At 63.7% G+C, this 18,312-nt stretch carries 20 protein-coding genes; 1 reads left to right on the top strand and 19 read right to left on the bottom strand.

The annotated features are described in order from the left end of the window. Positions 1-98: 98 nt before the first annotated feature. The 15 genes from AC1VON_RS18265 to AC1VON_RS18195 form a co-directional block, all read right to left on the bottom strand. Positions 99-848: an ABC transporter permease gene (locus AC1VON_RS18265; RefSeq protein WP_056562481.1), complete on the bottom strand. Its 750-nt coding sequence runs from the start codon at positions 846-848 to the stop codon at positions 99-101. After that, the gene (locus AC1VON_RS18260) at positions 845-1,783 is read right to left on the bottom strand and encodes an ABC transporter ATP-binding protein (RefSeq protein WP_140767916.1); all 939 of its coding nucleotides are present in this window, start codon (positions 1,781-1,783) and stop codon (positions 845-847) included. Before AC1VON_RS18260 ends, AC1VON_RS18265 begins: the two co-directional genes overlap by 4 nt. Next, entirely contained in the window at positions 1,780-2,979 is a 1,200-nt protein-coding gene (locus AC1VON_RS18255) for an ABC transporter permease (RefSeq protein ID WP_483124411.1), read from the bottom strand. The genes AC1VON_RS18260 and AC1VON_RS18255 overlap by 4 nt, the downstream gene beginning before the upstream one ends. A gap of 19 nt (positions 2,980-2,998) precedes the next feature. Next, positions 2,999-3,910 carry a glycine betaine ABC transporter substrate-binding protein OsmF gene (gene osmF, locus AC1VON_RS18250; RefSeq protein ID WP_172350900.1) on the bottom strand — a complete coding sequence of 304 codons (912 nt, stop codon included), beginning with the start codon at positions 3,908-3,910 and terminating at the stop codon, positions 2,999-3,001. A gap of 174 nt (positions 3,911-4,084) precedes the next feature. Further along, positions 4,085-5,302 (bottom strand): MFS transporter, encoded by a 1,218-nt coding sequence (locus AC1VON_RS18245; RefSeq protein WP_172350901.1) that lies wholly within the window; start codon positions 5,300-5,302, stop codon positions 4,085-4,087. Continuing rightward, positions 5,299-5,799 carry a transcription antitermination factor NusB gene (nusB, locus tag AC1VON_RS18240; protein WP_172350902.1) on the bottom strand — a complete coding sequence of 167 codons (501 nt, stop codon included), beginning with the start codon at positions 5,797-5,799 and terminating at the stop codon, positions 5,299-5,301. The genes AC1VON_RS18245 and nusB overlap by 4 nt, the downstream gene beginning before the upstream one ends. Further along, positions 5,796-6,290: a 6,7-dimethyl-8-ribityllumazine synthase gene (gene ribH, locus AC1VON_RS18235; protein WP_483124410.1), complete on the bottom strand. Its 495-nt coding sequence runs from the start codon at positions 6,288-6,290 to the stop codon at positions 5,796-5,798. The genes nusB and ribH overlap by 4 nt, the downstream gene beginning before the upstream one ends. A gap of 81 nt (positions 6,291-6,371) precedes the next feature. Then, entirely contained in the window at positions 6,372-6,647 is a 276-nt protein-coding gene (locus tag AC1VON_RS18230) for a type II toxin-antitoxin system RelE/ParE family toxin (RefSeq protein ID WP_483124409.1), read from the bottom strand. A gap of 52 nt (positions 6,648-6,699) precedes the next feature. After that, positions 6,700-7,317, bottom strand: a complete 618-nt coding sequence (locus tag AC1VON_RS18225) for a riboflavin synthase (RefSeq protein WP_483124408.1) — start codon at positions 7,315-7,317, stop codon at positions 6,700-6,702. A gap of 68 nt (positions 7,318-7,385) precedes the next feature. Then, complete coding sequence (gene ribD, locus AC1VON_RS18220) at positions 7,386-8,516, bottom strand: bifunctional diaminohydroxyphosphoribosylaminopyrimidine deaminase/5-amino-6-(5-phosphoribosylamino)uracil reductase RibD (protein WP_483124407.1); 1,131 nt, start codon at positions 8,514-8,516, stop codon at positions 7,386-7,388. A gap of 2 nt (positions 8,517-8,518) precedes the next feature. Continuing rightward, positions 8,519-8,998 (bottom strand): transcriptional regulator NrdR, encoded by a 480-nt coding sequence (nrdR, locus tag AC1VON_RS18215; protein ID WP_172350906.1) that lies wholly within the window; start codon positions 8,996-8,998, stop codon positions 8,519-8,521. A 39-nt stretch (positions 8,999-9,037) separates the two neighbouring features. Continuing rightward, on the bottom strand, positions 9,038-9,223 hold the full coding sequence (locus AC1VON_RS18210; RefSeq protein ID WP_246740699.1) for a hypothetical protein: 186 nt from the start codon (positions 9,221-9,223) through the stop codon (positions 9,038-9,040). A 177-nt stretch (positions 9,224-9,400) separates the two neighbouring features. Next, positions 9,401-9,979: an invasion associated locus B family protein gene (locus AC1VON_RS18205; RefSeq protein ID WP_483124406.1), complete on the bottom strand. Its 579-nt coding sequence runs from the start codon at positions 9,977-9,979 to the stop codon at positions 9,401-9,403. A 99-nt stretch (positions 9,980-10,078) separates the two neighbouring features. Further along, positions 10,079-11,392 carry a serine hydroxymethyltransferase gene (gene glyA, locus AC1VON_RS18200; RefSeq protein ID WP_015318249.1) on the bottom strand — a complete coding sequence of 438 codons (1,314 nt, stop codon included), beginning with the start codon at positions 11,390-11,392 and terminating at the stop codon, positions 10,079-10,081. A gap of 193 nt (positions 11,393-11,585) precedes the next feature. Then, a complete protein-coding gene (locus AC1VON_RS18195; RefSeq protein ID WP_172350908.1) occupies positions 11,586-13,229 on the bottom strand; it encodes a Na+/H+ antiporter in 1,644 nt (547 codons plus the stop codon). A 422-nt stretch (positions 13,230-13,651) separates the two neighbouring features. Here AC1VON_RS18195 and AC1VON_RS18190 point away from each other — a divergent pair, with 422 nt between their 5' ends. Continuing rightward, positions 13,652-14,377, top strand: a complete 726-nt coding sequence (locus AC1VON_RS18190) for a helix-turn-helix transcriptional regulator (protein ID WP_172350909.1) — start codon at positions 13,652-13,654, stop codon at positions 14,375-14,377. A 62-nt stretch (positions 14,378-14,439) separates the two neighbouring features. Here AC1VON_RS18190 and AC1VON_RS18185 read toward each other — a convergent pair whose 3' ends face one another. From AC1VON_RS18185 to AC1VON_RS18170, 4 genes are all read right to left on the bottom strand, one after another. Beyond that, on the bottom strand, positions 14,440-15,693 hold the full coding sequence (locus AC1VON_RS18185; RefSeq protein WP_172350910.1) for a L,D-transpeptidase family protein: 1,254 nt from the start codon (positions 15,691-15,693) through the stop codon (positions 14,440-14,442). 350 nt (positions 15,694-16,043) lie between these two features. Further along, entirely contained in the window at positions 16,044-16,559 is a 516-nt protein-coding gene (gene ldtR / locus AC1VON_RS18180) for a transcriptional regulator LdtR (protein ID WP_013896002.1), read from the bottom strand. Positions 16,560-16,797: 238 nt separating this feature from the next. Then, a complete protein-coding gene (locus tag AC1VON_RS18175; RefSeq protein WP_172350911.1) occupies positions 16,798-17,220 on the bottom strand; it encodes a DUF6163 family protein in 423 nt (140 codons plus the stop codon). After that, the gene (locus AC1VON_RS18170) at positions 17,217-18,260 is read right to left on the bottom strand and encodes an enoyl-CoA hydratase/isomerase family protein (protein WP_172350912.1); all 1,044 of its coding nucleotides are present in this window, start codon (positions 18,258-18,260) and stop codon (positions 17,217-17,219) included. The genes AC1VON_RS18175 and AC1VON_RS18170 overlap by 4 nt, the downstream gene beginning before the upstream one ends. Between the last annotated feature and the right edge of the window lie 52 nt (positions 18,261-18,312).

Here is an 18,312-nt window from a genome sequence, read left to right as displayed (position 1 = left end):
CCCAAAAGACAAAGCCGCGACCACAATGCCCGCATGGGCCGTTCATTTAGATCGATTGAAATGACGCTAGGGAATCATTCCGACAGCACCGCCTGGGACTATTCCGCCTCGCGGCCCATTCGGCGTGCGGTGTAGCGTTCGACCGCCGACAGACCGTCATAGATCAGCACTGCAAGGGCCGCCACGATCAGGCCACCCTGCAGGATGAAGGCAAGGTTGTTGGACAACAAACCGGCTATGATCACCTCGCCCAGCGTCTTGGCCGCCACGGTCGAGCCGATGGTGGCCGTGGCGAGGCTGATCACCACCGACAGCCTGATGCCGCCCAGGATGATCGGCGCGCTCAGCGGCAGTTCGACCTTGGTGAGCCTTTGCCAGCCGGTCATGCCGGCGCCACGCGCCGCCTCCATGACATTGGCCGGCAGCGTCGTCAGTCCGGTCAGAGCATTCTCGAAGATCGGCAGCAGACCATAGAGAAACAGCGCGATCAGCGTCGGCTTCTCGCCAAAGCCGACAGCCGGCACGGCGAGCGCCAGCACAGCCACCGGCGGAAAGGTCTGGCCGATGTTGACCAGGCTGCGCGACAGCGGCAGGAATTCGGCGCCGGCTGGCCTGGTGACGAGGATGGCCAGAGCCACGGCAACGATGGTAGCGGCGACGGTGGCGATCAGCACGGTGCGCAAATGCAGCAGCGTCAGCGTCAGCAGGCTGCCTTGATTGTAGATCGCGGGAGCGTTGTTTTCGGTCAGAGGCTTGAGCAGTGGCTCGAACCAGCCTGGACTGGTGACAAAGGCCACCAGCAACACCACCAGGGCAAGCCTCAGCAGCAGAGGCAGCCAGGCTTTCATGCCGGCCTCGCCGCGCGCTTGACCAGCCCGTCCACCGTGACGCGGCCGAGCGGTTTGCCGTCGGCGCCTTTTACCGGCAGCGCCGGCCGGCCCGACCACAGGAGTTCGGCCAGCGCATCGCGCTGGCTTGCGTCGCCGGGGATCGCCTCGCCATCGGCGGTGCCCTTTTCCACCGCGTCACGCACCCGCCCGAGCGACAACAGCCTGAATGGCCTCTCGCTGGCGCCAACCAGGGTCTCGACAAAGCTGCTGGCCGGGTTTGCCAGGATCTCGGCGGGCTTGGCGTATTGCACGAGCTTGCCGGCATCCATGACAGCGATCTTGTCGCCCAGATGCACGGCCTCTTCCATGTCGTGAGTGACAAGAATGATGGTGGTGCCGAAGCGCTTCTGGATCGCCAGCAGATCTTCCTGAGCCTTGGTGCGGATGATCGGGTCGAGTGCGCCGAACGGTTCGTCCATCAGAAGCACGTTGGGCTCGGCGGCGAGCGCCCGGGCCACACCGACACGTTGCTGCTGGCCGCCCGACAATTCGTGCGGATAGCGCGGCCCGAACGCCTCGGGATCGAGCTGGTAGAGCGTCATCAGCTCGTCGACGCGAGCCTTGATGCGGGCCTTGTCCCAGCCGAGCAGCACCGGCACGGTGGCGATGTTCTGGGCCACGGTGCGATGCGGAAACAGGCCATGGCCCTGGATGGCATAGCCGATGCTGCGGCGCAGTTCGTAGCCGGGCACCGAACGATTGTCGGCGCCGTCGAGCTTGATGATGCCGGCGGTTGGCTCGACCAGCCGGTTGATCATGCGCAGCAACGTCGTCTTGCCGGAGCCGGAGGTGCCGACAATGACGCAAACCGTGCGTGGCTCGATGACCATCGACACGTCGTCGACCACGGTGGTCGCATCATAGCGCTTGGTAATGCCTTCGATCTCGATCATGCCGTTTCAACCCTGCGCCTGGTGGCGGTCATTTCGATCACCGCATCGAGGATGATGGCCGCGGCGAAGGCGAGCGCGACCGTCGGCACCGCGCCAAGCAGCACCAGGTCCATCGCTGTCTGGCCAACGCCCTGGAAGACGAACACACCGAATCCGCCGCCACCGATAAGCGCGGCGATGGTGGCAAGGCCGATATTCTGCACCAGCACGATGCGGATGCCGGTGAGGATCACCGGAAAGGCCAGCGGAAATTCGACGCCGAACAGGCGCTGGCGGTCCGTCATGCCCATGCCGCGCGCGGCGTCGTTGGCGGCACGCGGCACGCCGGCGAGACCGACAACCGTGTTGGCCACCACCGGCAGCAGCGAATAGAGGAACAGGGCGACGAAGGCAGGTGCGGTGCCGATGCCGCGAATGCCGAGCGCGGCAGCTCCCGGCACATGCTCGGCGACCCAGCCGAGCGGCGCGATCAGCAGGCCAAACAGCGCGATCGAAGGAATGGTCTGGATGATGTTGAGCACGTTGAGCACGCCGGCGCGCAGCTTTTCGACACGGTGGCAGAGGATGCCGAGCGGCAGGCCGACGATCACTGCCGCGGCCAGCGAGCCAAGCGCCAGCGTCACGTGCTTGGAGCCCTCGGCCCAGAAACTGTCGGCGCGGTTGGCGTATTCCTTGAGGATGGAAAGGTCGTTCCAGGCCCCCAACACCAGAAGCAGGCCGATCGCTACAGCGGCGGCGACCAGCACACCGACACGTGCCGAGGGCGACAAATTCAGGCGCGTCAGCACGTCGGCCAGCAAGAGCGTGAAGGCAAAGATGAGAATCCAGAAACCGGAGGCCGGAGACACTCTGGCAAAGGTGTTGCCGGCCGGCGTCAAGAACGTGCCGGCAACGCCGACGAGCAGCGCGAGCGCGGCAAGCGCGACCACGCCGGCGGCAAGGCGCAGCACAAGCGGTGTCCTGAAAAGTGCTATGAGCGCGGCGACGACCACGACAGCCAAAAGCAATGCCCCGGCGGTTGCCGGCAGCGCCTCGAGAATCGAACGCGCCTGACCCGGAACGATCCGGTTGGCGCGGAACGTGGCGAAGGGGGCGAGGAACGCCGCATAGGCGGCGATCGCGGCGATGACCACGCCGAGCTTGTCGAAACGGATATTCACGCCCTCCCCCGTCGGTCGTTCCGGCGCGCCACGCATGCGGCGCGCCGGAATCGCCCTACTTCAGAAAGCCGTTCTTCTTCAGGAAGTCCTCGGCGACGCCCTTGACCGGCTCACCGCCGACCTGCACGCGGCCGTTCAGTTCCTGCAGCGTGACGAGATCGAGCTTGGCGAAGACCGGCTTCAGCAGCGTCTCGATCTCGGGATGTTCCTTGAGCACGGATTCGCGGATGATCGGGGCCGGTTGGTAGACAGGCTGCACGCCCTTGTCGTCCTCGAGCACGACCAGGCCGGACGGCGCGATGCCGCCGTCGGTGCCATAGACCATGGCAGCGTTGGCGCCGCTGGTCTGGTTCGCTGCCGCGGCGATGGTCGCCGCCGTGTCGCCGCCCGAGAGCGTGATCAGTTGGTCCGGCTTCAGCGTGAAGCCGTAGGTGGTCTGGAAGGCCGGAAGGGCCGCAGCCGAATTGACGAACTCGGAGGAAGCCGCCAGCACCACCTTGCCGCCGCCGGCGACGTATTTGCCGAAGTCCGACAGGGTGACGAGCTTGTTCTCGTCCGTCACTTCCTTGCGTAGCGCGATCGCCCATGTGTTGTTGGCAGGCGCCGGCGACAGCCAGACGATCTTGTTAGCGTCATAGTCGAGCTTCTTGGCCGTCTCATAGGCCTTGGCGGCATCCTTCCAGACTGGGTCATCGGCCTTTTCGAAGAAGAAGGCGGCGTTTCCGGTGTATTCGGGGTAGATATCGATCTCGCCGGCGGTGATCGCCTTGCGCACCACCGGCGTGCCGCCCAGCTGGATGCGGTCCGTAGTCTTGATGTTGTTGGCGTTGAGAACGAGCTGGATGATGTTGCCGAGCACGCCGCCCTCGGTGTCGATCTTCGAGGAGACGACCACCTGGGCACTGGCGGAAGCTGCCGTGATGCCGAGCGCGAGCGCCGCGCCAGCCAGAGCCTTGGTTGAAAACATTGTGAAAATCCCTTGCTATGAACCGAAATACGGTGCCCGCATATGAGCATGGCCCAAACGCGGCGTCGGGGTATACGGTTTCATAAGAGTGGGTATCAGCGCAATAATTTTGTTCTGAAACGGCGACTTCGACGGAAGCGATCCTGACAGCATCATGTCACGTCAAGTCGAGGCTCAGGCGTCGGATTTGCGCGGGCCCGTCAGCTTCAACGTACCAAGTGCCAAAAAGCACAGAACGGTGACCGGAAAGATCATCCAATTCAGCATCTCCCAGCCCCAGGCATTGTAGACCATGCCCGACAGCAGCGACGCGCAGGCGACTGAGCCGAACAGGGCGAAGTCGTGAAAACCCTGCACCTTGCCCTTTTCCGACGGCCGGTAGCTGGCAGCGACCATGGCGGTGGCGCCGATGAAGCCGAAATTCCATCCGAGACCGAGCAGGATAAGCGACGTCCAGAATTGCCACAGCGCCAGGCCCGACAAGGCTACTGCTGCGCAGCCAATCAGTAGCAGCAAGCCAGTGGCGACGATCCGCTCGGCGCCAAACCGATGGATCAGCGAGCCGGTGAAGAAGCTCGGCGCGAACATCGCCATGACGTGCCAGGAAATGCCCAGCGTCGCATCATTCTCCGACAGGCCGCAGCCGACCATGGCCAGCGGCGCGCCGGTCATGACGAAGCTCATCAGCGCATAGCAGCCGACGGCGCAGAACAGTGCGGCGACGAAGCGCGGCCTGGTGACGATTTCGGCCAGGGGTCTGGCATCGCCGGCGGCAACATCAACCCTGCTAGCGGCCTTTGCCGGCAAGCGCAGAAACGACAGGATAACGGCTCCAACCGCGGCAAGCGGCAGGATAGCGGCGAACGACCCGGCAAACATCACCGGCGCGAACAGTTCACGGGTGAAGATGACGATCTGCGGCCCAAGGATGGCGGTGACGATGCCGCCGGCCAGCACGAAAGAGATGGCGCGCGCCTTGAACTCCGGCGGCGCGTTGTCAGCGGCGGCGAAGCGGAACTGCTGGACGAAGGCACCGCCAATGCCGATCACGAGCAGCGCGAACGCGAACAGCCAGAAACTGCCGTGGAAAAGCGCCAGAGTGGCGATCAGGCCGCCAAGCGCGGTGACGACGGTTCCGGTCATGAAGCCGCCGCGCTGGCCCAGCCGGCGGATGATGGCCGCGGCCGGCAAGGCGCCGAGCGCCACGCCAAGGTTGAAGCCAGTGATCGGCGCCGTCGCCAGCGACTTGTCGGCGCCGAGCAGATATTGCCCGGCCAGTGCGCCCATGGAGATGGCTATGGGTGCCGCCGAGCCGATAATCGCCTGCGAGGCGGCGAGGATCAAAGCGGTGTGCCGCGCGTCCTTTCCCACCTCGACGTTGATGGCTGTCACGATGCGTCCTTGCCGCGCCCCTCGCCGCGCACCCGGCGTGACACGCGGTCGAGCACGGCATTGACCAGCTTCGGCTCGTCTTCCTCGTAAAAAGCCTTGGCGATGTCGACATATTCCGAAACGATGACCGCCACCGGCACGTCTTCGCGCTTCATCAATTCATAGACGCCGGCGCGCATAATGGCGCGCAGCGTCGAATCGAGCCGAGACAGCGGCCAATCATCGGTCAGCGCCTGGCGGATGACTGGATCGATGGTCTTCTGGTTCTCGACGACGCCGGTCAGGATGGCGCGGAACCATTGCGCATCCGCCTCGCGATAAAGCGCGCCGTCGACTTCCTTGCCAAGCCGGAACGCCTCGTATTCGGCGGTGATCTCGAAGACACCGCTGCCGGCGACATCCATCTGATAGAGCGCCTGGACGGCAGCCAGGCGGGCAGCACCGCGCTTGTTGGCGTGGCGTATCGCGGGCTGTCCGGGCGAATCGGGTTCGCTCACGATCGCGCTCCCATTCGTTCCTTGAGGGCGATCATGGTCAACGCCGCACGCGCGGCAAATCCGCCCTTGTCACCCTCCGAGCGCTTGGCCCGCGTCCACGCCTGCGCGTCATTCTCGGTGGTCAGGATGCCGTTGCCGATGCAGACCGAGTCCTGCACGGAAAGGTCCATCAGCGCGCGGCTGGATTCATTGGCGACGATGTCGAAATGATAGGTGTCGCCGCGAATGACGGTGCCGAGCGCAACGAAGCCGTCGTAACTCGTGCCGCCTTCAGCCGCGCCGTCCAGCGCGAAGGTAATGACCGCGGGAATCTCGAGCGAACCTGGAACGGTGATGACGTCGTAGGTCGCGCCCGCTTCATCGAGCGCGCTTGTCGCGCCTTCGAGCAGCGCGTCGGCAAGGTCGTCGTGGAAGCGCGCTTCGACAATCAGCAGATGCGCCTTCGCCTTCGGACGAATGAAGGCTTTGCCGTGTTGGGATGTGCCTGCCATAGAAATCTCCGGGGGGTTGCCGGTGACTTAGGCCGAAGCCGGATTGATCGCAAGCGGAAGATTGCTGGAGGCATGTCGAGCCTATCGACCCTCTCGCGTATGCCACGGGCGCAGCACAAGGATTGTCGTGTTCTGTATCTCGTAACGCATTTCGTAGCTGCCTACCAAAATGCGGCGCACTTCTCGTGGCTCGAATTCTTCGAGTCTCTCACCGATGCGCGGATACTCGACCAACCGTGCAGGCGCGGCAGCAAGCGCCTGCACGGCACGTGCGGCCGCCGGGCCATTTGCTGGCGCGAGAAAATCATGGAGCCGGACCAAGTCGGACAAAGCCTTGTTGGTCCATTTCAACTCCATCAACGAGGCACCGGCAGCGGCTTAAGTCGGGCAAGTTTCAGGCCGGCAGGACTCAAAGCCCCTCTTTCGCCGCCTCCGCCAGCCGCGCCGCGTAGCGGGCCATGGTGTCGATCTCGAGATTGACGCGGTCACCGACCTTGCGCTCGCCCCAGGTGGTGACGGTCAGCGAATGATGGATCAGCAGAACGTCGAAGCGGGTGCCCTCCACCTTGTTGACGGTGAGCGAGGTGCCGTCGAGCGCGACGGAGCCCTTTGGCGCGATGAATTTCGCCAGGTGGCGCGGCGCCTCCAGCGTGAAGCGCACCGCGTCGCCCTCGTCCTTGCGCTCGATGATCTCGGCAGTGCCGTCGACATGGCCCGACACGATGTGGCCGCCGAGTTCATCGCCGATCTTCAGCGCCCGTTCGAGATTGACCTTGGTTCCGCGTTTCCAGATCGAGGCCGTGGTCAGCCGCAAGGCCTCTTCCCAGGCCTCGACCTCGAACCAACGCGCGTTCGAGCCGTGTTCGGGCAGCGCCGTGACCGTCAGGCAGACGCCGCCGCAGGAAATCGAGGCGCCCATGGCGATGGTTTCGGGGTCATAGGCGGTATCGATGCGCAGGCCGACGCCTTCGCTGAGCGGCTTGACGACCGCAACGGTGCCGATATCGGTGACAATTCCGGTGAACATCGATGCTATCTTCCCGTTTTGACCATGACCTTGTCCGAAAATCGGGTCCCACTTTTCGGGATCCGGCTCTAGAGGTCTCTTACCCACTCGGCGTAGCTGTCTTCGCCGAAGCGCATCTCTCGCAATTTGCGAAAGCCTGCCGGGATATGGTCGGCATCGACCGGCGATGCAATGCCATCCTCGCCAATCGCCTCCGGTCCCTGGAACAACACGATGCGGTCGACAAGGCCCTCGTCCAGGAATGCCTTGGCGACCTGGGCGCCGCCCTCGACCAGCACGCTTGCCATGCCGAGCGCCGCCAGGTCTTCGAGCAGTTCCGGCAGGGCGACGACGCCGTCATGGGTTTCGGTGCCGATGAAGCGCACGCCGGCGCGTTCGAGCGCGGCGCGACGGTGCGGATCAGCCTCAAGACAGGCAGCGACATAGAGCGGCACGCGGTCGACACCGGAAACCAGCTTCGAGGCTTCCGGGAGCCGGATCTGACGATCGAGGATGATGCGCGCTGGCGAACGGTTTTCCAAACCCGGCAAGCGCACGGTCAGCGCCGGATCGTCTTCCAGTGCCGTGCCGATGCCGATCAGGATGGCGTCCGACTCCGCGCGCATCAGATAGACGTCGCGACGCGCGATCTCGCCGGTGATCGCAACCTGGCCAGCGCCTTTCCTGCCGATCTTGCCGTCGCTCGAAAGCGCAAGCTTCAGCGTCACTTCCGGGCGTTTTCGCAGAGATCGAATCAGATAGCCCGCCATCTGTTCGGCGGCTTCCGTGGCCAGCACCTTCTCCACCACCTCGACACCGGCGGCGCGCAGAATGGCATAGCCCTTGCCGGAGACGCGCGGATCGGGATCGCTGGCAGCACCGACGACGCGCGCAATGCCGGCATTGACCAGCGCGTTCGCGCACGGTGGCGTACGGCCGTGGTGGGCGCAGGGTTCCAAAGTGACGTAAGCCGTGGCGCCACGCGCGAGTTCGCCGGCCTCGGCCAGCGCCTCGGTCTCGGCATGCGGACGGCCACCGACGGCGGTGACACCGGTGCCGACTATCATCGGCCCCGCGCCGCCATCGCGCACGATGATCGTGCCGACCGAAGGATTGGTCGAGGTCCTGCCCGCATTCCTGCGCGAAAGCCGCAGAGCCGCGGCCATGAAACGGCGATCAAGGGCCGCTTGTTCGGCCTCGCTCAGTTGCGGTGCTGCCATGCTCAGCCGGCGTCCTCTTCAGTCTTGTCTTCGTCGCCCTTCAGTTCGCCCAGCAACTCGTGGAAATCCTTGGCCTCGCGGAAATTGCGGTAGACAGAGGCAAAGCGCACATAGGCAACGTCGTCGAGCGATTTCAACGCCTCCATGACCAGCCGGCCGATCTCGCCGGAAGCCACTTCCGTCTCGCCGGAGCTTTCGAGCTGGCGCACGATACCGGTCACCGCGCGGTCGATGCGCTCGGGATCGACATTGCGTTTGCGTACCGCGATCTCGACCGAGCGCAGCAGCTTGTCGCGGTCGAACGGCACTTTCCGGCCTGACTTCTTGACCACGACCAGATCGCGCAACTGCACGCGCTCGAATGTGGTGAAACGTCCGCCGCAATCGGGGCAGACACGCCGCCTGCGGATCGCCGCGCCGTCCTCGGCGGGGCGCGAATCCTTCACCTGCGTATCTTCGGACTGACAATAAGGACAGCGCATGAAAAGCCTTGGGTTCGCGAATGTGGTGAGGCGAAAGGCTTAGAGCCTTTCTGGGCGGGATTGAAGCAGTTCCGTTTCTTCAGAGATAGCGAGGCGCGAGGAAGATTGCCAGCGGGCAACCAGCCAGACGGCAATGCCGCCGGCGACGGCCAGGCGATAGTCGACCTTGCCGATAAACAGCCAGCAGGCGCCAACGAAGGCAAGATAGGCGGGAATTGTCTTCATGCCTGCAAGGCAGGCGTCGCGCCGACGGCGAGCAAGGCAATGACGGCAAAGATCGGCGCCAGCGGCAGGATATTGCCCGTCTGGATGCCCAGACGGTCGGCGGCGTCACCGGCCCACCGACCATGCCCTTCCAGGCAATGTCCATCCGCAATCCCTATTGCGCATCCGGCTCTCCCGTCACGGCGCGACGTCCTTGGTGGGAAAGCCGCAGGACGTGCCCAGGTTGCGGTAGGCCTTGGTGAAGCCGTCCATCGGGATACTGGCGACAGCCTGCTTGCCGAAAGTCACGTCGAGCGAGACAACCTGGCGCATGGCACGCAGCAGCGCGAGACTGGTCTTGGCCTGATTGTCGACCGTCCAGCTCGGGCGGCCGATGACGGCATCGTTGGAATAGACCGTCGCCGAAACCTTGACACCGGGATCGCCGAACGTCGCCGCGATCTTCTTGCCGGTCGGCAGCTCCTTGTTGTCGACAGTGAGCATGATGGCCGGATAGGCATCGGGCGGCAGCGCATCGCCGGTCGAGATCGACAAGGTCAGCGTGCCCGAATTGCCGTTCGCATCGAAGAACGCCGTCGAAGCCGCACAGGTCTTGCTCGCATCCTGGCCGGTGTCGAGCACATCGACGATGGTCGTCCATTTGCCGAAGGTGTTGGTAACCGGCGTCTCCGGGGCGGCCTGTGTCTGCGCCAGGGCGGACCCGCAAAGGGCCAGCCAGCCGACAACGCCGAGCGGGGCGAGACGAAAATTGCGCATCATCAAGTCTCCAGTTCCATGCGTCACCCGATCAGGGGCGACGCACCGCCGGCGAATAAGAGATGACGCTTCGCGCCCGGTCAATCGAGATAAGGATGATCAACCGAGATAAGGATAGAGCGGGAAACGATCGGTCAGCGCCACGACCTTGGCCTTGACCGCCGCCTCGACCGCGGCATTGCCCTCGTCGGAATTGGCGACCTTGAGACCATCCAGCACTTCAGCGATCAGCTTGCCGATCTCGCGGAATTCGGCTTGGCCGAAGCCGCGCGTTGTGCCGGCCGGGGTGCCGAGGCGAACGCCGGAGGTGACGAAGGGCTTTTCCGGATCGAAGGGAATGCCATTCTTGTTGCAGGTGATGTTGGCACGGCCAAGAGCTGCCTCGGCGCGCTTGCCGGTGGCGTTCTTGGGGCGCAAATCGACCAGCATCAGATGGTTGTCGGTGCCACCGGAAACGATGTCGAGACCGGTCTCCTTGAGGCTCGAAGCCAGCGCCTTGGCATTGGCGGCCACGCTCTCGGCATAGACCTTGAAGCTCGGCTTCAGCGCCTCGCCAAAGGCCACCGCCTTTGCCGCGATGACATGCATCAGCGGGCCGCCCTGCAGGCCGGGGAACACCGCCGAGTTCATCTTCTTGGCAATGTCCTCGTCATTGCACAGGATCATGCCGCCGCGCGGGCCCCGTAGCGACTTGTGCGTGGTGGTCGTCACCACATGCGCGTGCGGCAGCGGCGACGGGTGCACGCCGCCGGCCACGAGGCCGGCAATGTGCGCCATGTCGACCATCAGATAGGCGCCGACCGCGTCAGCGATCTCGCGGAAACGCTTCCAGTCCCAGATGCGCGAATAGGCGGTGCCGCCGGCCAGGATCAGCTTCGGCTTGGTCTCATGCGCGGTCTTCTCGATCGCGTCCATGTCGAGCAGATGGTCGTCCTTGCGCACGCCATAGGAGACGACCTTGAACCATTTGCCGCTCATGTTCACAGGCGAGCCATGGGTAAGATGGCCACCGGAATTGAGATCAAGGCCCATAAAGGTGTCGCCGGGCTGCAGCAGCGCCAGGAACACCGCCTGGTTCATCTGGCTGCCGGAATTCGGCTGGACGTTGGCGAAATTGCATCCGAACAGCTTCTTCGCCCGCTCGATGGCCAGTTCCTCGGCCACGTCAACGAACTGGCAGCCGCCGTAATAGCGCTTGCCCGGATAGCCTTCGGCATATTTGTTGGTCATGATCGACCCTTGCGCCTCGAGCACCGCGCGCGAGACGATGTTTTCCGAAGCGATCAGCTCGATCTCGTGGCGCTGGCGACCGAGTTCGTTGCGGATGGCGCCGAAAATCTCCGGATCGGCGTCTTCCAGCGTGGTTTCGAAGAAGGATTCGAATTTGTTCGACGCTGCCGCTGCTGTTGCCATGGCCTGAAATCCTCGGTTCGGGGGCAATTTGTTCATGCATGCCGTTGCCCCAAAACCGCTGCACACTTTTGGGCGACACGCATTGCCGCGCCATTAACACAGTTGTTTTCGACCCGCCACGTTTGCAGCGCGAAATTTGCTGGCCGGTTTGCGGCAGAGGTTGCAAATCCATGGCCCTTGGGAATCGCAGGCCCTATTTTCGTGACTGCCTGCCGTCCAGAAGAGCTTCGGTAAGCGTGATCTCGGTGAGCAACGCCCGCGCGGTGTGATCGTTGATCACGCCACGGCGAAGCATGGCGCGCAAGGCGTCGCGCTCGGCGGCGATGCCGGCGAGCCTCAGATCGATCTCCAGCCTCCCTGCCTCGCGCATCTCGGCGCGCGCTTCATCGGCCTCGTCGGCCGCCGCGATGCGCCGCCGGTAGGAAGCGACAATCCCGTTGGCGGCGGCGAGCCTGACGCCCGGCACATCGCCCTCCTCTTCATCGGTCTGCGCGATGCTTTCAAGGTGGGCGATCGCGGCCTTCGCCGCGCCGACACGCGCCATGCGTTCCTCGGCGGCGCCTGCGTCTTCACCGGGCTCGACCAGTCCGCGCGCGATGACGGGCAAGGCCAGGCCGGCGATCGCCAGGGAGCAGATGATGACGCCGGCGGCGAGAAAGATGACAAGGTCCCGCGCGGGAAACGGCGAGCCGTCCTGCAGGGCCAGCGGCAGCGACAATATGCCGGCCAGCGTAATGGCGCCACGCACGCCGGCCACCGACCCGGCGAGCCGCACGCGTAGGCCGAATGGCTCGGCCTTGCGTTTGCCAAGCCGAGCCGCAAGCCCCGCCATGATGTCGCCAATCCAGATCCAGACGAAACGGAGCGCGATCAGGCACAAGGTCAGCGCCATCACGGTCAGCACCGGCTGAATGAGTGGATAGTTGCCGGCTAGTTCCGGTGGCACCTTGCGGATGATTTCGGGAAGCTGCAGGCCGAGCACGATGAACAGCGCGCCGTTGAAGACGAAGGAAAATGTCGTCCAGAGCGAGATCGTCTGCATGCGCGCCGAGACGCCAAGGAAACGGAATATGCCGGTGCTCCCCGTCAACAGACCGGCGGTCACCGCGGCCAGGATGCCCGAAGCCTCGAAGTGCTCGGCGCCGAGATAGGCGACGAAGGGAAGCAGGATAGTGATCAGCACCTGCGCCTCGGCCGGCACACCGCCGATGCGGTTCAAGAGTTGCAGCGCCTTGGCGGCGACGAACAATGCCGCCACGCCAGCCAGGATGCCGACCGCCACGGCGTAGACGAAACTCAGCGACGCCTCGGCGAAGGAAAAACTGCCGGTCAATGCCGCCGCGACGGCAAAGCGGAACATGACCAGGCCCGACGCATCGTTGAGCAGAGACTCGCCCTCGAGAATGTGCATCAGCCGCGCCGGGACCACGCTCCTGTCGACGATCGAGGAGACGGCCACCGCATCGGTGGGCGACAGGACTGCCGCGAGCGCGAAGGCAACGACCAGCGGAATGCTCGGCACAAGCCAGTGCAAGGCATAGCCGAAGCCGACAATGGTGAAGAAGACGAGGCCGATGGCAAGGTCGAGGATGGGTCCGCGCAATGCCATCAGCTCGCGTTTGGGCGCGCCAAAAGCGTCACTGAACAGCAGCGGTGGAATGAACACCAGCAGGAACAGTTCCGGATCGATCTCGATATGGATGCCGCGCACCGGCCATGCGAGCGCGGCGCCCATCGCAATCTGCAGGATCGGCAGCGGCACCCGCACCAGCCGCACCAGCGCGCCGGAAACGGCGACGAAAACGAGTACGACGAGGACAAAGATGGCGGCTTGCATGGTGCGATTCCGGCTGTTTCGCGAACCATGCGCAATCGTCGACCTCGCGTCCAGACAGCGCCGGCGCGGCGACGGCCGGGCCGAGTTCAGGGCATGAGCGAGCCGACCGCATGGGCAAGCATGCCGGTAATGTAAGAAAAAGCCGGCACCTGGCGTCAACGCGAGGCTGCCTAGGGGCACCAGGTGGCCGGCCGCACGCCAGCTCCCCGCGGTCGACGTGCGTATGCGGGGCGCCGATGTCCAGACATCCAGACGTGGATGACGAAAGCCAGCGCCGCTCCTTTCCTGGATAAGCGAGTATATTCCCGCATCAACCTCCCGATAGCGCGAGGTTGACAGATGGCTTGCGCCAGGTGGCAGCCTTGCGGGTCATATGCGGTTGTGCCACCGTGCACCACGGCTGGCGAGCGGGGGTTCGATCTATGCTGTCGCGGATCATGGCACATGCCGAACCGGCCCTGGCGTCGGAAACAGCCGAGGATGCAAGCATCGCTTATTTCGCGGCGATGGAAACCTTCGGCGCTTCCTATCTGCAGACCCGCCTCTATCGAAGGCCGGCGGCGACGCTGACGTCGGCCAGCCATTGGGCGGCCGGCGGCTTCATCACCCGGCTGGCACCGGCGGACTGGCCAGGCAGCCCTGCGTTCGACTATGTGTGCTTCGAGTGCAACCCGCTGCTGGGCGCGATCCGCGAAAGCCGCACGCGCTACCGGTTCTCCGACTTCGCTCCGCGCGACCGCCCACAGTTCGGCGTCTATTGGGAAGCGCTCGGCGAGGCTGGGATCAATGATGCGCTGTGTTCCACCTCCTACGGCGCCGATGGCGCCATAGCCTCGCTGCATCTCGGCTTCCACGAGCGTGAATTCACGGCAGAAGAGAGTTTTGCCATCCAGATGGCCGGTCTCGTGCTGACGGAACGGCTGATGAACCTGACGACGCCACCGCCCGCCGCCATCGTTCGGCTGACGGTGCGCGAGCGTGATGCCCTGGCGCTTGTCGCCGAAGGCAAAACGGATTGGGAAATCTCGGTCATTCTCGGCATTGCCGAAGCGACCGTGCGCTTCCATGTCGACAATGCCAGGCGCAAGCTCGGCGCCGTCAATCGCGCGCAAGCGGTGGCGCGGCTGGTGAACCAGCGCTTGATTTAACGACGTTTTCGCCAAACAAAAAAGCCGCCTGACGGCGGCTTTTCGTTATGAATATCAAAGCCTTACAGCGAAGATGTAATCTGCAACTCGCTGGCGCCGTCCAGCGCGTAGACGTCGTCGCGGAACTGAACCACCCCGGGTCCGGTCGACCATGCCGAGAGATAGAGGAAGTGCACCGGAACCGGGTTGGTGACCTGGATCGGCGTGTTCTGGCCGGTCTTGATCGCCGCCTCGAAATGCTGACGGTCCCAGCCGGGCGTGTCGCGCAGGATCCAGGTTACGAGATCGCGCACGTTCTGGACGCGCACGCAGCCCGAGGAGTCGAAGCGCATCATCTTGCCGAACAAGCTCTGCTGGGGCGTGTCGTGCATGTAGACGCCGTCCGGGCTCGGGAAGTTGATCTTGACCGAGGCCATGGCGTTTTCCGAACCGGGATCCTGGCGGAACCGGTATTTGGCGGCATCATCGGTCGACCAATCGACGTTCATCGGATCGACTTCGCTGCCGTCCGGCGCGAACAGGCGGATATGGCTGTTCTTCAAATAGTCGGGATCCTTCCGCATCAGCGGAATGATGTCCTTGCGCACGATCGAGACCGGCGCGTTCCAGTACGGGTTGACGATGATCTCGTTGATCTTGGAATTGACGATCGGTGTCTGGCGATCGATCTTGCCGACGATTGCCGTGTGGCGAAGCACGACGCGGTCGTTCTCTACCGCTTCGACCTGCGCCGCCGGAATGTCGACCAGCACATAGCGGCTGCCTAGCGTGCCGGCCTTCTCCTTCAGCCGCTGCAGATTGGTCTGCAACTGGCCAAGCCGGACCTGCGCCGAAACGTTCATCGCCGCATAAGTGTATTTGCCCATCGAGCCGTCGGCGGGCAGGCCGTGGCGCAGCTGGAAGCGCTTGACCGCCGAGTCGACATAGGAATCGAAGGCCGTCGAAATACCGGCGCTCTGCGAAAGGTCGCCAGCGACCATGAGCCGCTTGCGCAGCGGCACGACATCGGGATCATCGACGCCGAGTTGCAGCTTCTTGGTCGCGGGGACCTCTACCCAGCCGCCCTGCCCGACAATGTTCTGATATTGCGCGACCGCCTGCTCCGTGAACGCAACGGTCTGCGGGCTGAAGATCGGCAGCGTCGAAGCCACTTTGCCACCTTCGCTGGCGCGGGCGTCGAACTGGTCGTCCCAATTGCCGCGGGCCGAGGATTTCAGGATATCTCCGATCACATCCTGCGCGCTCGCACGGCCGGCCACCATGGCGGCGGCGAGCAACGAGGCTCCGGAAAGGAAAAGGCGGCGGCTGGTTCTCATGGATGTTCCAGACATAGGTAGCGGTTCGATTACTTGCTGCGTCGATCATAGGGCGATCTCGCCCGCACTCTAAAATTGGCAATCTTAACAATTAGCCAACCATGGCCCGTATCACGTTGGCGAGAGACGCACGAGGCGCGATACGGTTGCGGGTGGACGCATGGTCTTCACGACAGCATCACTGCCACCCTCGGTTCCACTGGAATATGGCGGCAACGTGGCCTTGCGCCCAAATCGGTCGGGCCGGCGCCCCGAAAAGAAAGGGACCGATGCTTTTCGGCACCGGCCCTGACTGGAGGTCGCCATTTCGGCCGCGCTTCTGTGGCGCGGGCCAGATCTGATGCGGCGTCTTACATCCGATATGCGATCGTGTCGTTCCAGAAGCGGTCGAGCCGCTGCAACGCGCGGTTCATCTGCTTGAACTCGTCGGTGTTGATGCCGCCGACCTGCTCGATCGAGCCGACATGGCGCTCATAGAGACCGGCGACGACGTCGGCCACCTCGTTGCCCTTCGGGGTCAGCGAGACGCGGACCGAACGGCGGTCGATGCGCGAACGCTGGTGGTTGATGAAGCCGAGATCGACCAGCTTCTTCAGATTGTAGGACACGTTCGAGCCGAGATAGTAGCCACGCGAGCGCAGCTCGCCGGCGGTCAGCTCGGAATTGCCGATGTTGAAGAGCAGCAGTGCCTGGATGGCATTGATGTCGGAACGGCCATTGCGGTCGAATTCATCCTTGATCACGTCAAGCAGACGGCGGTGCAGCCGCTCGACGAGCTGCAGCGATTCCATGTAAAGGGAACGGATAGCCTCGCGGCGATCGTCGGAAACGTTGGCGGTCTTCGCCGCCGGACGCGAATTGATCATTGTCTTTGCCTCTCGTTTGTCGCCCTGGTGATTTTTTGTTTTTCACCTTGATCGCGACACTATCGAATACTCATAAAATTCGACTTAAACGCTAGGGCTAACAAGAGCTTACCGGTAACAGGTTTCGAAAGAGGCTTAACGAACGGTCACCCGAGCAAGGATAATTAACCTAAAGGCTTAGGCAATGATCGCGAGGCCGGATCGAGGTGGCCGCGAAGTCGTCAATGGCGGCAAGAGCTTAGTGCCGCGCGGGGCGTTTCTGCATGTAGATGACGACGCGAAAGACGATGTAGAGCAGCGCCACCGCCGCATGCGAGACGACGATCAGCAGCCGATGGCCGAAAAGCTCGGGAAAGCCGGCGTACATGACGGTTTCGGTGACCGCGCAGATGAACCAGATCACCGGCCCCCAGGAGGCCAGCATCCATAGCCCGGCGGCGGCGAAGGGGAAGAACACGGCGAGCATCACCGCCGCCACCTGCCAGTGCACCGGCATCAGGTCGAAGCGCCAGAGCGATCCGGGGTAAAAGCCGATCAGCTTGATCCAGTACAGGATGCCGAACAGCAGGCAGTAGCCGGCGATGACGCGCTGAAACCAGGCGAAGATGACCTCGACCGTCGAGGGCTGGAGTACGACGCGTCGCGACGTCACCTCGCTCATACCTGGAGTTCCCGTTCACCGAGCGGGGCGAAATAGGCCTCGACGTCCGCCTCGCCAACCGCATCGAGGCTTGCCGGCCGCCATTGCGGCTTCGACCCCTTGTCAATGATGGCGGCGCGGATGCCTTCGTAGAAATCATGGCCGGCAAGCATGCGGTTGAGGATGCGAAATTCCATCTTCATGCAGTCGTCCATCGACAATGTCAGCCCGGCGCTGATCTGCCGCCAGGCGACGCGAAGGCTGGTCGGAGAGCGCATGCGGATCGTCGCCAGCGTCTTGGCCGCGAATTCATCGGTGCCCGACGCGCGATCCAGGCTGTTGAGAACATCCTTCAGCGACGGTTGGTTGAAATGGCGCGATATCGCTTCCAGCGTCGGCCTGTCGGTCTCCCGCTTTGCCTGGATAAAGAAACCGCGCAGCACCGATTCCGGATCGCCGGTCAGCACCAGCCGATCAAGGAAGCTGGCCTGGTCTTCGGCCTTGATCGTGTGGGTGGCGAGCCCCGACCACAGCGCGTCGCCATAGCGGATGCGGTTGCCGGTCAGGGCCAGATACATGCCGAAGGAGCCGCCAAGGTCGGGCAGCAGATGGCTGGCGCCGACATCGGGGAAGAAGCCGATACCGACCTCCGGCATGGCGAACTGGGCATTCTCGGTCATCACCCGGTGCGAACCGTGAAAGGAAATGCCGACGCCGCCGCCCATGACGATGCCGTCGATGAGGGCGACATAGGGTTTCTTGAAGCTGTTGATGCGGGCGTTCAGCCGATACTCGTCGGCGAAGAACTCGACCGGCGGCTTTCCGGCCCGGCCGGCCTCGTAGATATGCAGGATGTCGCCACCGGCCGAAAACGCCCTGCCCTCGGCCTTGACGAGGACGACGTCCACGCCGTCATCGCGCTCCCAGGCACGCAAGGCCTTACCCAGCGCCTTGACCATGCGATGGGTGACGGCGTTGAGTGCCTGCGGCCGCGTCAGCGTCACGACACCGGCCCTGCCCAACCGTTCGAAGCGAATTTCGTCGCCTCCACCAAAATCCATCGCCAGAGAATCCTTCCCCCGCCTGCGGGACTGAAGTGCTAAAGGCGGCGCA

It is taken from the genome of Mesorhizobium sp. HAY1-8B (genome assembly GCF_056868045.1).
Note: the sequence above shows the minus strand (reverse complement) of the source record. Positions and strands in the feature narration are given on the sequence as shown.